Here is a 15,572-nt window from a genome sequence, read left to right on the forward strand (position 1 = left end):
TCCATGCAGCTTCCCCTCTTTGCCGCCTGGCTGCTCATCATCGCCGGCGTCTGGTCGCTGGCGGTCTGGCCGCAGTTCCTGCGCCGGGTCATGAAGGATCCCCGGGCGCGCGACGGCAACGGCAAGGCCACGAAGTTCCTCACGGTCCATCTGGTCCTCGTCAGCATCTCCATGGTGCTGGGGGCGGCCACCGCCGTTATAGGGGTGATGGGCCTGCTCGGCTAGCAACTGTCAGGCTAACCGGTCTAAATATCCGGCCGAAGCTGCCGCAGTGATGCAGGCGCGCCTCCTCTGCCCCGGGCACAGGAGGCGCCTGCCTAGGCTGCCTGGTTGAGCGCGTCCTCGGCGGCTACCCAGGAAATCATGGCGCACTTCACCCGCGCTGCGTAGCGGGCCACACCCTCGAACGCGGCCGCGTCGCCAAGAATCTCGGGATCCGCGTGGATCTTCCCGCGGGAGCGCAGGACCTCCCGGAAATTGCCAATGATCGTGTGAAGTTCGTCCACGGTCAGTCCCTCCGCGAGTTCGCTGAGCACGGAGGCTGAGGCCATGGAAATGGAACACCCTGCTCCGTCCCAGGAAATCTGCGCCACCTTGCCGTCTTCCACTGCCACCCGGAGCGTGACTTCGTCCCCGCAGACGGGGTTCAGCTGATGGGACTGCCCGGTGGACGCCCCTTCGGGAGCGTCGATGCCGGCCAGGCCGCTGCCGTGGCGGGCTTTGGAATGGTCAAGGATGATCTGCTGGTACAGCTGGTCAAGGCTCATGCTGGTATACCTTCGGTGGTCGCGTCAGACGCGGAAGTAGGACCGGACACCGGCGACGGATTCCAGGAAGGCGTCGACGTCGTCGGTAGTGTTGTACAGGTAGGCGCTTGCCCTGGTGGTGGCGGTCAGGCCCAGGCGGCGGTGGAGCGGTTGCGCGCAATGGTGCCCCACCCGGACGGCGATGCCGCGGGAATCCAGGAACTGCCCGACGTCGTGTGCGTGCACACCCTCAACGTCGAATGCGGCAAGGCCGATCCGCTCCCGGCCGGCTGCGGGCCCCAGTACACGGATTCCGGGAATGGCCTCCAGCCCGGCCACCATGCGCTGGCCGAGCTCCGATTCCCAGCGGTGCACGCGGTCCAGGCCGGTTTCGGTGAGGTAAGTTGCAGCGGCAGCCAGGGCAACAGCCTGGGAGATGCGTTGGGTGCCGGCTTCGAAGCGCTGCGGCGAGGGCAGAAACTCTGCGCGTTCCATAGTCACTGTGGTGATCATGGAACCGCCGGTGAGAAACGGCGGCAGCGCGTCCAGGAGGTCCTTCTTGCCATACAGCACGCCGATTCCGGTGGGCGCCAGCATTTTGTGGCCGGAGAAGACCGCGAAGTCGATGTCGAGCTCTTTGACGTTCAGGGGCAGGTGGGGCGCTGATTGGCAGGCGTCCAGCACCACCAGCGCTCCCGCCGCCCGGCCAAGGGCCACGAGTTCGTACACGGGGTTGATGGTGCCCAGGACATTGGACGCGTGCGTAAAGGCCAGCACCTTGGTCCTGCTCCCGATGATCTCCGCCGCGACGTCCAGGCGCAGGGCTCCGGCGTCGTCAATGGGGATATAACGCAGGGTGGCGCCAGTGCGGAAGGCCAGTTCCTGCCAAGGAATCAGGTTGGCGTGGTGCTCCATTTCGGTGACCACGATCTGGTCCCCGGGTCCGACGGCAAGTTCCTTCAGCCGGGCGTCCCCGCGCCCCTGGGCAGCCCACAGGGTGGCATTGGACAGTGCGTAGCTGATCAGGTTCAGGCCTTCGGTGGCGTTGGACGTCCACACGGTCTCTTCGTAGTCGGCACCGATGAAGTCCGCGATGGTTTGGCGGGCGTCTTCGAAAACCTCGGTGGCCTCCACCGCAAGGTGGTGGGCGCCGCGGTGCACGGCGGCGTTGCGTTGTTCGTAAAACTCCTGCTCGGCCTCGATCACACTCAGGGGGTTCTGCGAGGTCGCGCCCGAATCCAGGTACACCAGCGGCTGGCCGTTCACCAGTTGGCTAAGCACCGGGAAGTCATTCCTGATTCTGAGTACCTCGGCGTTATCCATGGCAGGAACGGCATGTTCCAGCGTGGCTGGCGTTGATACGAGGGCCAAAGTAACTCCTTGAGATGCCAATGGATTGACATCTCAATTGTCCCACAACACCGCTGTGGCGGCCGCCGGGGGCGGCCGCCACAGCAGCTCCGGGCTTCACCCGCGGATAAGAGGGCCGGCGACGGCTGGGGGGAGAGCCTCGGTCTCAGAAGACTCTGACGTCGCCGGCCCAGTCTCGGTCCGGCGCTGGCGCCGGAAGTCAGTATTGAGACAAGACCTGGAAAGTCTGTTTGGCGGGAGTTGCGGCGGTTGCGGCCGCCTCTTTCTGCCTCCTTTAGTTAATCGCATGCGGTCACCTGCGGCACGAGTAGGCAGTACTCTACTTTTCAACGGCGCACCTCCGGGTTACGCCCATCTGATACGCGTATTCCCGGCCAGCGCCACTCGACGTCGCCACACACGGTGCACGGAGGGTCTGCTGTCGCCCATAGACGGCTCCTTGACGGAAGGTCCGCACACTGCGCAGGAGGCGGGGCCGGAGACAGTGCCGGTGCCAGTGCCGGGGCCGGGGCCAGGAAGGAAACAGGGCAGAAGCCAGTCCACAGTCAGGAGCAGGGCAGGAAAAGTCCAGCCAGCGCGCAGCAGGCAGTCAGGAGCCGGTTTAGGGCAGTCTCACCGCACGGCATGCGCCGCTGGCAACCTAATGGGCCAGGGCGGTGGACAGTTCGTCGCGGCTCCGCACCCCGAGTTTCACGTAGGTGCGGTACAGGTGGCCCTCCACCGTCCGCACGGACACCATGAGCCGCTGGGCAATCTCCCTATCGGTGAGGCCCTGGACAGCCAGCTCCACGATGTCCTGTTCCCGTCGGGTGAGATGCACAGTGGGCCCTGCGGCAATGAACTGCCCTTCCCGGAACCGCTCGCCCAGTTCGTGGTCGCATTTCTCCCGTAGGGCAACCGCCTGGCGGGAACGACGACGTTCACCTGCACTCTCCAAAACGGAGCTCGCCCGCGCGTAGGCTTCCCTGGCCAAGTTCACGAACCCTTCCGCTTCAAGCCTGGCAGCCGTCACCATGAGGGAATCGGCATCGGGGACCTCCCACTGGTCAGCGAGCGTGAGCATGGCCGCTGCCCAGCGTCCTTCGACCTCGCCCGCCAGGGAGTGGACCAGCGGGATCACGGAATGGTCGCCCAGGTCCCAACAAATGGCCAGAAGTTCCAGCAGTGTGCCGGCCCGTGCCGACACCTCCGGGGTGGTGGACAGGGTGTGCAGGGCTGCGATCCCCTTGCCGTCACGGGTCACGTACTCCGAAGCAGCGGCGGCGTAGGCCGTGGCCAGGAGTTCCTGGCCGGCTGGACCTGGCGGCGAGTCCTTGTAGTCCAGCTCAAGCCGGCTGGACTGAGCAGCATCACCCAGCCTCGATGCCACATAAAACGCCAGCGACGAGCCCAGCCGGAACAGTTGCAGCGGATCATTGAGCCTCAGGTGCTCCACCGCAGGAAGGAGCGTTTGGTAGGCGCGTTCAATCCGACCTTGCCGCAGCAATGAGTAGCCGCGAAGTACTTCGAGGCTGCCGCCAAAGGCAGCTGCGGCCCGCGGTTGTCCGGCCGCGTAGTTCGCCAGTTCCCCTTCCGCTGACTCCCAATCCCCCAAAGCAAGGTAGGCGCCAACCAGGCGGTTCAGGACGAATTCATTGAAGAAGAACACGCCCCCTTCCAGGGCCGGAAGTTCCGAGGCGGCCAGCAGCGCGGCGTCCAGGCTCTGGACGGAGCGACCGGATGCAGCGAGGCATTGGGCCAGCAGAGCCGCTCCCACCGCACGCAGGGCAGCATCCGCAGAGCCGGCGGGGTTGCGGGCCCGGAGTTCCTGCACCTCACTTTCCAGAGCTTCGAATTTACCTGCTTCACCGAGTACCAGCAGGCGCAGCATCTGCCCACGCCAGGCCGTGACCGGAGCAGCTTCTGCACCGGATTCAGCTTGGGCGTCAGCATTATCGCCAATGCCGGCTCCAACTTCAGCACTGGAACTGCGGAGCGCTTTCAAGGATTCGGCTGCGAACACTGCCAGCGGTGTTCCCGCGGCTTCATGGACCTTCGCCCTGAGCATCAGGACGGGGGCAGCCGCGGCGCTGTTTCCCAGTTGCAGCCAGCATTCGTCCAGGAGCTTTGCCGCACCGGCGTAGTCGCCTTCGTTGAAGAGGGCCCGCGCCTGGATTGCCCGAGCCTGTGGCACGAGGTCAGGGTTTAGCACCTTGGCTGCCATGGTCCGGCTGCTCCGGCTCCTGAAACGGGCCAGCGCGGTGCCGGCCGCTTCGAGAAGCTCGGACTCGGCTGTCTTAATTCCGCATTCCAGAGCCCACTCCACAACCCTCAACCGGCCCTCGGATCCGGCAGACGCGGTTCCCACGTTCCCGGACCCGGCTGGCGCGGCGAACCCGTTCCCGGACCCGGCTGGCGCGGCGAACCCGTTCCCGGACCCGGCTGGCGCGGTGCCTCGGTGCTCCCGGATCTTCTCCAGCAGCTGCAGGCTCCGCGAGACCGAAATGCTTTTCCGGAGGGCACGGCCGAACATCGCGTTCCAGATCCGAAGATCGGCGGGGGTCCCCTGGTTTTCGACCACCATCTGCTGGTCCAGCAGTGAGCGCACCACCTCTGCACCGCTGATGTCCTCGATCACCTTGCGGCTCACGGGCCCGGCAAGTGAAATCAGCTTCAGGGCTTCCTGTTCTTCCGGAGTTCGGCGGAGCATGTCCTTCACCACCACATTGATGAGTCTGGGTCCTTCGGCCGGAAACGGCCCCAGCAGCATCCAGATCCCGTTCCGCTTCGCGAGCTGGCCGCCCTCGGCGGCGTCATGGAGCAGGGCATCGAGGATCAGTGGATTACCACCGGAGGCGCTCCAGATCGTGTCAACGGTTCCGGCCGGGACCGTGCCGTCGAGGGCATGGGCGAGGACTTCCTCGATCTGTTCCCGGTTCAGGGGACGGAGATCCACGCGGTCGGCCAGGCCGTCATACCAGAGTTGCGCGAGGGGTTGGGGAAGCCCGGGCCGCGGTCTGCCCGCCGCCACAACACTGGCCCAACCCGCAGAAATCATGTCGGCCACGATGCTGGCCGTCGCCTCGTCCAGATGGTGGGCGTCATCCATCATGAGGAGCAACGGAGTGTCTTGGCCGGCCTTGAGCTTCTCAAAGTAACTCCAGACGGACCTCAGTACAGCCACCGGGGATACAGAATCCTCGGCGGTCAGCTCCGCCGTGTAGGGAGCAAGGATGCCGAAAGGAACGCGGGAGAGGGATGAGCTTCCATGGATCTGAACAATGATCATCTCAGCGGCAAGCCGCTCGGTGATGGTCTCAATCAACGTGGTCTTGCCGATCCCGGGGCCTGCCATGAGGAACACCGCCTGGCTGGTCCGGGTCCGGATGATATTGCAGATCCGGTCCAGCGGCTGCCGCCGGCCCGTGAGTAGGCGATGCGCGGATCCCGGTTTCGGTGAGTGGCCGTTAGACGAGTCCAGTCAGATCACCCCTGGATGTTACGCCCAGCTTGGTGAAGACCTGGTAGAGATGGCCTTCCACGGTGCGGACGGAAACGCCCATATCCAGCGCGATATCGCGGTTGGACGCACCCCGGCCGGCAAGCTGCGCGATCTGCCGCTCCCTGCCGGTCAAGAGCGGGCTGCCGCTGCTCGGCACGATGGGCAGGCTTGCCATGGTGGCCGCGAGGACGTCCAGCCGTGCCTGGGCGGTCCTGGCCGAGGCAGGATCTCCTGCCTGGCGGGCGTAGTCAACGGCCAGCGCCATGCAGCGGGCCTCAACGGCATCCAGCTCCAGCGTGGCGGCAAGCTCCCCGCCGGCGAGCAAAGTCTTCGCGTCGTGCGTCCTGCTGCCAATTGCAATGAGCCGCGAGATTTCCGCCAACGGGCCCTGGCGGTGGTCGGCCACTTCTTCGAGCAGGCGGAAGTCGGCTTCTGAACCGTGGACTGTGGCTCCGAGCAGGCTGATCCCCGCGAGGGTGTACCTTCCTGCCGCGATGTCGCGCCGGGCAGATACCTTCAGGCGGGCGGCGGCATTAATGTCGCCCAGCCATCGTCCTGCCATATCAGCGCAGAAGTCAGTGGTGCTCCGCGTGGCATGATCGGCGGCACCACCGGTCCGCTGCAGCTTGTCCAGATACTTGCGGGACTGCCCGGCATTGCCAATCTGTGCATAGGCGAAGGCAACAGCAGCGTAGGCAGCCCGGCGGATGCCCTGGGCAGGACGCAGCTCGAGCTGTGCTGCCGCTGACAACAGCGAATCGAGGGCGACAGCGCCCCTTCCCGCGTACACGTAGGCGATCCCTGCTGCGAGCTCCGCGGCGGCGCTCCGGAAGGGGAGCTGGTGAATGTCACGCATCGCTGGCGGATTAAGGAGGTCGATGCAGCGGCGCCATTGCCCGGCGGTCAACAGCACGTTGTAAGCCCGTCCAGTGAATTTCTCCCGCAGGCCTACGATCTCGCCGGCGTCGGAAATCTGCCCGCCCAGCTGCCGCATCAGGCTCAGGGCGTCCATCTCCCGCCCGGTCATGGCCAAAGCGCTCATCAGGATTAGGGCTGAATGCATCCGGAACCAGGTATCGGGGTTCAGCTCCGCGTTGGCAGCGGCTTCCAGGGCCGGTATTGCGGCGGCGTAATCTCCCACGAATGCCTGGTATTCGAATTCGGACAGTCTGATTCTGTTCCGTGCCGCAGCAACCGGGTCCGGCCACCCATTCGCGGTGCCTGGCTCCGCGCCAAGCCGCTCGCGCGCGGTCTGCAACAGCGCAGGGACCCTGTCGGCATGTTCCGGGAGCCATACCATCACCCCTGACTTAGCTGCGATGACCTGGGCGTATTCGTTGACATCCAGGTTATCCAGCTGCGGTTGTGAGATGTCATCCAGGGCCGCCATGGCCTGCAGTGGGAGGTCCAGGAGCAAGTACGCGGCGGCTCGCTGCCGCTGGCCGGGCACCCACTCTGGAACTTCCCGTCTCAGTGTCTCGGCATATTTGAGGGCGAAGTGCGGGTCAAAGAGCTGGACGGCAGCTTCGGCTGCCGCCAGCGCCATGGCCGGATTCAGCTCTGCCTCACATTCGTGGGTCCAGGCCGCGAACGCCATCAACTCTTCCACGGTCATGGTGGAAGGGTCTGGCTCCTGCCCGCCCAGGAGCAGGCCCCGGAGCTCCCGGCGCCGGGTGATGCTGAGCCAGGAGCGGACGACGTCGCCAAAGTACATCTCCCGCAACGCAACCCAGCGGTTTTCCGACACGTCGATCTCCAGCAGGCCCGCATCTTCCATGTCCGCCACGATGCCGGCTCCGTAAACGGCGGTCAGCCGGGAAAGCTCCACGCTCCGGGCGCAGGAAAGCATTTCAATGACTTCCCGCTCCTCGGGAGATTGCCGGGACCATCGCGACCGGACGATGTCCTCCAGGCTCGCCGCGCCGTCGAGCACTACCTTGTCCCGCAAGGTCCAGACCGAGTCCGATAGGACCAGGTTCCCGGATTGCTGCTGCTCGGCAACCAGCGCCTTGAGCAAGAGCGGATTTCCCCCAACCATCGTGTGGAACGTACTGACCAGGGAGGCGGAGACGCGGTGGCCCAGGAGGGAAAGCAACACCTGGCGGGTCTGCAGCTCATTCAGGTTGTCCAACCTGACCTCAGTAAGCCGGCGGTCGGTGAGGAGCCAATGGAAGTCAGCAGGAAGATCGCTGATCCTTGGCGCCACGGCCACGATGCGGGCGGTCCCGGTAAGGAGGATGTTGAGCAGGACGCCGGCGCTCATCTCATCGATGTTGCCGGCCGTATCCAAGGTGATTACGCATTGGCGCCCGGCCGCATCACTCCGGATCAATGACGTAATCCCACGCAAAATGGCGGTAGGTGAACCCATGTAAGCCTGGGGAAGGCGCGCAAGCAGAAACGCAAGGCAACCATAAGGGGTATCGCCCGTTGTGGTCCCGCAGCGCAACTGCAGCGTCCAAACATCGGGGCCAAGCTCGGACACTGCCGTCCTGGCCAGGGATGACTTACCCACCCCGCGTCCACCGGTGACCACAACGCCCAGGGAGTCTGGGCCAGTCAAGGCGGTGCGGACGGCTTCGAGGTTGGCGCTGCGTGCGGGCACAGACCATCGCTGTGGCTCCGAGGCGCCAGCAGTTTCCGTGCGCAGGTCAAGGTCGTTGAGCGGTGACCCACGTCCCCAGCTGAGTGGCTCGATTGACATGAACTTTTCCCCTACATCCCACTAAAGCGGGAACAAGCCCCATCGCCCCCCGCTTAGGAAGAAGACTACCCCTTGGCAGGGACAGGTAAACAGGGTTACGGGGAATTTGGCATTTTTTTCTACACGTCGGTCTTCGCCGGATGGAACTTCTGCTGGGCCGCCGTCAAGCCCTCCCTGACCAGCAGCTCCACCGCATCAGCGGCCTCATCCAACAGAAATGGGATGTCCTTACGCTCCGTGGCGCCAAAATCGCGCAGCACATAATCTGCGGTATCCATCCGGCCAGGTGGCCGGCCTACTCCCACCCGGACCCTGAGATAGTCCTTGGTGCCGAGCGCCTTGGAGATGTCCCTCAGACCGTTGTGGCCGCCCTCGCCGCCGCCGCATTTCAGTTTCACGGTGTTGAACGCGATATCTATCTCATCGTGTACCGCGACCACGTAAGCCGGGCCGATGCCGTAAAAGTTTGCCAGGGCCGCCACCGGTCCGCCGGACACATTCATGTATGTGAGCGGCTTGGAAAGCACCACACGGGGACCGCCGATCCCCAGGCGCCCTTCGAGGACCTGGGCCCGCGTTTTATGGGTTTTGAAGTTTCCGCCCAGCCGGCCGGCGAGTTCGTCCAGAACCATCTGGCCAACATTATGCCTGTTGCCCTTATATTCGGGCCCGGGGTTACCGAGCCCGACGATCAACCAGGTGTCAGTCATTGTTCCATCCTAAGTTGTGAATTCCGAAGTGGTCCGGACATGGCTGTGGCCGGGCCCCGTGGAGGGCCCGGCCACAGTTGTCAGCAGAGGAGTTGTTACTCGGCTGCGGCCTCGGCGGAAGCGTCGCCCTCTTCTTCAGCGGACTCAACGGCCTCGGAGATGTTGATAACCAGGGCATCGGCGTCGGCCAGCAGGACGGAGCCCTTCGGCAGAAGCAGGTCCGAAGCGTGGATGTGCTGTCCGGCGGTGCGGCCTTCGATGTCAACCTCGATGGCGGTGGGCAGGTGGGTTGCCTCGGCCTCGAGGGAGATGACGGTCAGCTCCTGGTTGTAGACGTTGCCCGGAGCCAGTTCACCCACCACGTGGACGGGGATGTCCACAGTGACCTTCTCGCCCTTGCGGACGGTCAGCAGGTCGATGTGCTCGATGATCTGCTTGATGGGGTCGCGCTGGATGTCCTTGACCAGGGCGAGGTGCTCTTCGCCGTTGATGTCCAGCGACATCAGGGCGTTGGCGGTGCGGACTGCCAGGGTGGTGGCCTTGGCGGGCAGGGTAATGTGGATCGGCTCGGCGCCGTGGCCGTAGATGACGGCGGGGATCAGGTTGGCCATGCGTGCGCGGCGGGCAAAGCCCTTGCCGAATTCAGTGCGTACTTCTGCTGCGAGCTTCTGCTCAGACATGTGTATCTCCTCGGAAGACTAAAAAGGTTTTCAGCAAGGGCGGAGGTCTGTTACGACCTTCAACGCCGGGCCACCATGTGGAGCCCTTCCAGAAGGGAGATGCAGACCCAGTCGATTACGGAGACTTCTCTCCCTCGCCAAGGTATCGTAGAAGAGCCTACCAGCACCGGAGTCGATTATCGAAAATGGCGCTGGCCTGGCTCAACCAACGGGGTCAGGCGTTGCCGTCGAACAGGCTGGTGACGGAACCGTCGTCGAACACTTCATGGATGGCGCGGGCGATGAGCGGGGCGATGGACAGCACCGTGAGCTGCGGGAAATGCTGGTGGGCGCCGAGGGGCAACGTGTTCGTGACCACAACTTCCCGGGCCCCGGAATCGGCCAGCCGCTGGGCAGCGGGTTCGGAAAACACGGCGTGCGTTGCGGCGATGATGACATCCTTCGCACCGGCGTTCATGAGGACCTGGACCGCTCCGGAAATGGTTCCGCCGGTGTCGATCATGTCATCGATCAGGACGCAGGTCCTGCCCTCGACCTGGCCCACAACGGTTTTGGAGACGGCCTGGTTGGGCACGGTGAGGTCGCGGCTCTTGTGCACAAACGCCAGCGGCGCTCCGCCCAGGCGCTCAGCCCACTGCTCGGCCACACGGACGCGGCCGGTATCCGGGGACACCACGGTGACGTTGTCAGAGCCGACCTTGGTCCGGATGTAATCGGCCAGGAGCGGGATGGCCATGAGGTGGTCCACTGGACCGTCGAAGAAGCCCTGGATCTGCGAGGTGTGCAGGTCAACACTCATGATGCGGTCGGCACCGGCGGTCTTGTACAGGTCCGCCACGAGCCGGGCGGAAATGGGTTCTCGGCCGCGGCCCTTTTTGTCCTGCCGGGCGTACGGGTAGAACGGCGATACCACGGTGATGCGCTTGGCGGAGGCCCGCTTCAGCGAATCGATCATGATCAGCTGTTCCATCAGGTGGTTGTTCAGCGGTGCCGGGTGGGCCTGGATGACAAATGCATCGGTTCCCCGGACGCTTTCGCCGGCGCGGACGTAGATCTCCCCGTTGGCGAAGTCGTAGGCGTCAATGGGCAGCAGCTCGGTCCCCAGCTCCTTGGCGATTTCCCGCGCCAGTTCGGGGTGTGCCCGCCCTGCGGCAAGCACCAGCTTCTTCTCGCCGTGTGCCGTAATTTCGCTCATTGTTACTTGCCCTCTTCTGTCGATGCTGGGGTACTTGAGGAGTCTGACGTGGCCGCCTCGGCGAGTTCTGCCGAGCGTGTACCGGGGCGGTTTGCAATAACCCAGCCCTCGGCGTTGCGCTGGGCAGCGACGGACAGGACGAGTGCCCCTGCCGGGACGTCCTTGCGGATCACCGCGCCGGCGCCGCTGTAGGCGCCGTCCCCCACGGTGACCGGTGCAACAAACACTGTGTTGGAACCTGTGCGGACGCCAGAGCCGATCACCGTGCGGTGCTTCTTCTCGCCGTCGTAATTGGCCGTGATGTTGCCACAGCCGATGTTGGTGTCCTCGCCGATTTCGGCGTCGCCGGCGTAGCCGAGGTGGGACAGTTTCGAGCCGCGGCCGATCGTGACGTTCTTGGTTTCGTAGAACGCGCCGATCTTGCCCGTGTCGCCAAGCACTGTTCCGGGCCGCAGGTACGTGAAGGGGCCGACGGCGGCTTTCGCGCCGATGACCGCGCCGGAGCCGTGGGTGCGGGTCACGGCGGCGCCCGCGCCGATGCGGACATCGGTCAGGGTGGAGTCGGGGCCGACGACGGCGTCCCTCGCCACGGTGGTGGCGCCGTGCAGCTGCGTGTTGGGGAGGATCCGGACGTCCTCGTCCAGAGTGACGGTGGAATCGATCCAGGTGGTGGCAGGGTCAACAACGGTGACACCGGCCCGCATCCAGGCTTCGACGGTCCGGCGGTTGAGTTCGGCTCCAAGGGCTGAGAGCTGCACGCGGTCGTTGGCGCCCTCCACCTGCCAGCGGTCTTCAGTGACGACGGCGGCCACCCGGCCGCCTGACTCCCGGGCGAGACCCAACACATCGGTGAGGTACTTTTCGCCCTGTGAGTTGTCAGTGGTCACGTGGACCAGCGCGTCGCGGAGGACGGCGGCGTCGAAAGCGTAAATGCCGGAATTGACCTCGCCGATCAGGCGTTCGGCGTCCGTGGCGTCCTTGTGCTCGCGGATACCGGTGACAGAGCCGTCATCGCCGCGGAGGATGCGGCCGTAGCCCGTGGCGTCATCGAGCAGCGCGGTGAGCACTGTCACGGCGTTGCCTTCGCGTTCGTGTGTTGCCACCAGATCCGCCAGGAGGCTGCCGCTGAGGAGGGGAACATCGCCGTAGGTCACCACCACGGTGCCGGCAAGTTTTTCCTGGGCGTCGAGCGCGAGCAGGGCAACCTCAACGGCGCGGCCGGTTCCGGGGGTTTCGTCCTGGTCAACGATCAGGGCTTCGGAGTCCAACTCGTTCAAGTGACTGGAAACCAGGTCGCGCTCGTGGCGGACCACCAGGGCAAGGCGCTCAGGGTTGATGCTGCGGGCCGCCAGGAGAGCGTGCCCCACCATGGAGCGGCCGCCGATTTCGTGCAGGATCTTGGGGGTACGGGATTTCATCCGGGTGCCGGCGCCTGCTGCCAGGACAATAACCGCGGCTGGGCCGGTAGTTTCGGGGCTCACGTACGGGCTCTCCTTGCATTGTTGCGCGTGGCGCTGGGCGCGGTGTCTGTCCGGCCACAAGCCTGGCGGGGCACCGACTTCATACTACTGGACGCTCTCCGCACAGCAGTTCCGCCCATAGGATTCGAACCTATACTCCACGGCTCCAAAGGCCGGGGTGCTGCCATTACACCAGGGCGGACCATGCCGGAGGCGCAAGGCCAAGGCACAAGTAGTTATTTTGCCATGGGTTCGGGGCAGCCCGCGACACGGACGGTGATCGGGGCAACCGGACCACGGCCCCGGCGCCCGTTCCGGCCCGTTTCAGAGGCCTTGGTGCGCGGCGCTAGGGCATGATGGAAATGTGAGCAACAACCCACCCCGGACACGGATGACAGGCGTGCAGCGGCGCAGCCAGCTGATCGACGTCGGCCGTGGCCTTTTCGCCGCACGCGGGCTCGACGGCACCACTATCGAGGAAATCGCGGCCTGCGCAGGTGTGTCCAAGCCGGTGATCTACGAGCACTTCGGCTCCAAAGAGGGTATGTACACGCAGGTGGTGGACTCTGAATTCCGGATCCTGCTGGACTCCATCACGGCTGCCCTGACCGAGGAAGCGAAGCCGCGTGTCATGGTGGAACGCGCCGCCCTGGCCCTGCTCACCTACATCGAGGACCATACGGAGGGCTTCCGGATCCTGATGCGGGACGCTCCCCCGTCGCAGCCCGAAGGCGCCTTCTCCACCCTGCTCTCCCACGTCACAGCCCGCGTGGAACACATCCTGTCCGACGAATTCCACCGGCGTGGGTTCAGCGCCGAAGACGGAGCCATGTACGCCCAGATGCTCGTGGGCATGGTGGCCATGACCGGCCAATGGTGGCAGGACAGCCGCCAGCCCGACAAACACACCGTCGCCGCGCACCTGGTAAACCTCGCCTGGAACGGCCTGACCGGCCTCCAAAAAGACCCGGAACTGAAGTCCGAGGGCTGAGTTCTCCCGCGCCCATCCTCCGCGGTGCAGCGGCCCTTCGCCGTCGCTTAGACACAGCGCAATGGGACTCCTGCGGTCGCTGAGCGACCTCCGGAGCCCGATGCGCCGCGATGCGCGACTACGCGAAGGTCCCCCGCACCGCTAGTGCCGACCGTTCCGTTTGGGGACTCGCACAGATCGTCAATGCCGAAGGTTCCGAGCGCGTTCGGTTCCACTTGGGAAGGTGACGTACCTCGCCGGTGGCGGTCCTTCCGAACGGAGCGCATCGCAGGGCATCGGGACGCGGAGGTCGCCCAGCGACCGGAGCGTCCCCTTTGCCCTGTGTCTAAGCGACGCGGAAGGGCCGGCTCCAGCACCCAACCCAAGTAGCGCAGGGTTACTCGCCGAGGACTTCCAGGGCTTCCATCCATTCGAGTTCCAGGGCTTCGCGTTCGCCGGCGAGGTCCTTGAGTTTTTTGTTCTGCTCGGCCAGGGCATCGAAGTCTGACTCTGCGGTGCTCTTGACCATTTGGTCGTGGACCTTCTTTTCCTGCTGCTCGAGCTTGCCCATCTGGCGTTCGATGCGGTTTTTGGCCTTGCGGGCGTCGCGCTTCTCGGCCTCGGAGGCTCCGCTGGCCGCAGGCGTGGAGCTGCCGCTCGGGCCCGTCACGGGATTGCCGCCGCCGGTGATGGTGGAGCCGGCCAGTGCGGATTCGCGGAGTTCCAGGTACTGGTCCACGCCGCGCGGCAGGGCGCGGATCTTCCCGTCGCCCAGTAGCGCCATCTGGTGGTCCGTCACGCGCTCCAGCAGGTAGCGGTCGTGGCTGACCACAACAAGGGTGCCGGGCCAGCCGTCCAGCACATCTTCGACGGCGGCGAGCGTATCGGTGTCGAGGTCGTTGGTGGGCTCGTCAAGCATCAGCACGTTGGGTTCGCCCACCAGCAGGCGCAGCAGCTGGAGGCGGCGGCGCTCACCGCCGGAGAGGTCCTTGACCGGCGTCCACTGCTTCTCGTTGGTGAACCCAAGCTGCTCAACGAGCTGGCCGGCAGTGAACTCCTTGCCGCCCACGTTGAAGGACCGCTTCTCGCGTTCAATGACCTCGATGACGCGCAGGTCCGAGACGTCGTCGAGCTCTTTGACCTCCTGGGTGAGGACCGCCGTAACCACCGTCTTGCCGCGCTTGACCTTGCCGGAGGTCGGCTGGATCTCGCCGTTCAGAAGCTTGAGCAGCGTGGTTTTGCCGGCGCCGTTGACGCCCACCAGGCCCAGCCGCTCCCCCGGGGCAAGCCGCAGGGTGATGTTGTCGAACAGCTTCTGCCCTGGGTCTCCCCCAAGGAAGTCCAGGGAGACGTTCTCAAGGTCCAGGACGTCCTTGCCGAGCCGGGCGGTGGCCATCTTGCTCAGGGCAGTCGAGTCACGCGGCTCAGGAACGTCGGCAATCAGGGCGTTAGCCGCCTCAATGCGGAACTTGGGCTTGGCCGTGCGGGCCGGGGCGCCGCGGCGCAGCCACGCAAGCTCCTTCTTCACGAGCTGCTGGCGCTTGCTTTCCATCACGGAGGCTGAGCGGTCCCGTTCGGCGCGGGCCAGCACGTAGGCGGCGTATCCGCCGTCGAACGGGTCCATGATGCCATCATGGATTTCCCAGGTCTTGGTGCAGACTTCGTCGAGGAACCACCGGTCGTGGGTGACCACCAGGAAAGCACCCTGGTTGGCACGCCAGCGGGACTTCAGGTGCCGGGACAGCCAGGCGACGCCTTCGACGTCGAGGTGGTTGGTGGGCTCGTCGAGCATGATCACGTCGTGGTCCTCGATGAGGAGTTTGGCCAGCGCCACCCGGCGCTTCTGCCCGCCGGAAAGTGCGTGGACGTTGGCGTGCCAGTCGACGTCGGACACCAGGCCGCCCATGACTTCCCGGATCTGCGGATTGCGGGCCCATTCGTAGTCGGCCTGGTCTCCGACGATCGCAGCACCGACGGTGAGGTCGCCGTCGAGCACGTCGCTTTGGTCCAGGTAGCCGATGTTAACCTCACTGCGCTTGGTCACCCGGCCGGAGTCCGGGGTGGACCGCATGGCCAGCAGGCGCATCAGCGTCGACTTGCCGTCACCGTTCCGGCCCACCATGCCGATCCGGTCACCCTCCTCGAGTCCAAGGGTGATGCCGTCCAGGACGGTGCGGGTTGCGTACGAAACCGTGAGGTTCTCGCCGCCAAGAAGGTGTGCCAAAGGGAACTGCTTTCTGCTGCTGGGTGAGGTA

Annotated in this window: 11 protein-coding genes and 1 tRNA gene; 2 read left to right on the forward strand and 10 right to left on the reverse strand. The window is 65.0% G+C overall.

Annotated features, from left to right (window positions below):
* Positions 1-3 precede the first annotated feature (3 nt).
* Complete coding sequence (locus tag ABIB27_RS10525; protein ID WP_354215182.1) at positions 4-225, forward strand: SCO4848 family membrane protein; 222 nt, start codon at positions 4-6, stop codon at positions 223-225.
* 92 nt (positions 226-317) lie between these two features.
* On the opposite strand, the gene sufU is transcribed toward ABIB27_RS10525, so the two are convergent.
* The 9 genes from sufU to ABIB27_RS10570 form a co-directional block, all read right to left on the reverse strand.
* Entirely contained in the window at positions 318-767 is a 450-nt protein-coding gene (sufU, locus tag ABIB27_RS10530) for a Fe-S cluster assembly sulfur transfer protein SufU (protein ID WP_354215181.1), read from the reverse strand.
* Positions 768-791: 24 nt separating this feature from the next.
* A complete protein-coding gene (locus ABIB27_RS10535) occupies positions 792-2,117 on the reverse strand; it encodes a SufS family cysteine desulfurase (protein WP_354215180.1) in 1,326 nt (441 codons plus the stop codon).
* A 640-nt stretch (positions 2,118-2,757) separates the two neighbouring features.
* Positions 2,758-5,577: a LuxR C-terminal-related transcriptional regulator gene (locus ABIB27_RS10540; protein ID WP_354253866.1), complete on the reverse strand. Its 2,820-nt coding sequence runs from the start codon at positions 5,575-5,577 to the stop codon at positions 2,758-2,760.
* The gene (locus ABIB27_RS10545) at positions 5,564-8,302 is read right to left on the reverse strand and encodes a LuxR family transcriptional regulator (RefSeq protein WP_354215179.1); all 2,739 of its coding nucleotides are present in this window, start codon (positions 8,300-8,302) and stop codon (positions 5,564-5,566) included. The genes ABIB27_RS10540 and ABIB27_RS10545 overlap by 14 nt, the downstream gene beginning before the upstream one ends.
* A 119-nt stretch (positions 8,303-8,421) precedes the next feature.
* Positions 8,422-9,012, reverse strand: a complete 591-nt coding sequence (pth, locus tag ABIB27_RS10550) for an aminoacyl-tRNA hydrolase (RefSeq protein WP_354215178.1) — start codon at positions 9,010-9,012, stop codon at positions 8,422-8,424.
* 95 nt (positions 9,013-9,107) lie between these two features.
* Positions 9,108-9,692, reverse strand: coding sequence for a 50S ribosomal protein L25/general stress protein Ctc (locus tag ABIB27_RS10555; protein WP_354215177.1), 585 nt, complete (start codon positions 9,690-9,692; stop codon positions 9,108-9,110).
* Between the two features lie 214 nt (positions 9,693-9,906).
* On the reverse strand, positions 9,907-10,887 hold the full coding sequence (locus ABIB27_RS10560; RefSeq protein WP_354215176.1) for a ribose-phosphate diphosphokinase: 981 nt from the start codon (positions 10,885-10,887) through the stop codon (positions 9,907-9,909).
* Positions 10,888-10,889: 2 nt separating this feature from the next.
* A complete protein-coding gene (gene glmU / locus ABIB27_RS10565) occupies positions 10,890-12,368 on the reverse strand; it encodes a bifunctional UDP-N-acetylglucosamine diphosphorylase/glucosamine-1-phosphate N-acetyltransferase GlmU (protein WP_354215175.1) in 1,479 nt (492 codons plus the stop codon).
* 109 nt (positions 12,369-12,477) lie between these two features.
* Positions 12,478-12,549: transfer RNA gene (locus ABIB27_RS10570), tRNA-Gln, on the reverse strand.
* Positions 12,550-12,711: 162 nt separating this feature from the next.
* Here ABIB27_RS10570 and ABIB27_RS10575 point away from each other — a divergent pair.
* Positions 12,712-13,338 (forward strand): TetR/AcrR family transcriptional regulator, encoded by a 627-nt coding sequence (locus tag ABIB27_RS10575; protein WP_354215174.1) that lies wholly within the window; start codon positions 12,712-12,714, stop codon positions 13,336-13,338.
* Between the two features lie 376 nt (positions 13,339-13,714).
* Here ABIB27_RS10575 and ABIB27_RS10580 read toward each other — a convergent pair whose 3' ends face one another.
* Positions 13,715-15,541 carry an ABC-F family ATP-binding cassette domain-containing protein gene (locus tag ABIB27_RS10580; protein WP_354215173.1) on the reverse strand — a complete coding sequence of 609 codons (1,827 nt, stop codon included), beginning with the start codon at positions 15,539-15,541 and terminating at the stop codon, positions 13,715-13,717.
* Positions 15,542-15,572 lie beyond the last annotated feature (31 nt).

The organism is Arthrobacter sp. UYEF21, from assembly GCF_040546085.1.
In the GTDB taxonomy this organism is placed as follows: domain Bacteria; phylum Actinomycetota; class Actinomycetes; order Actinomycetales; family Micrococcaceae; genus Arthrobacter.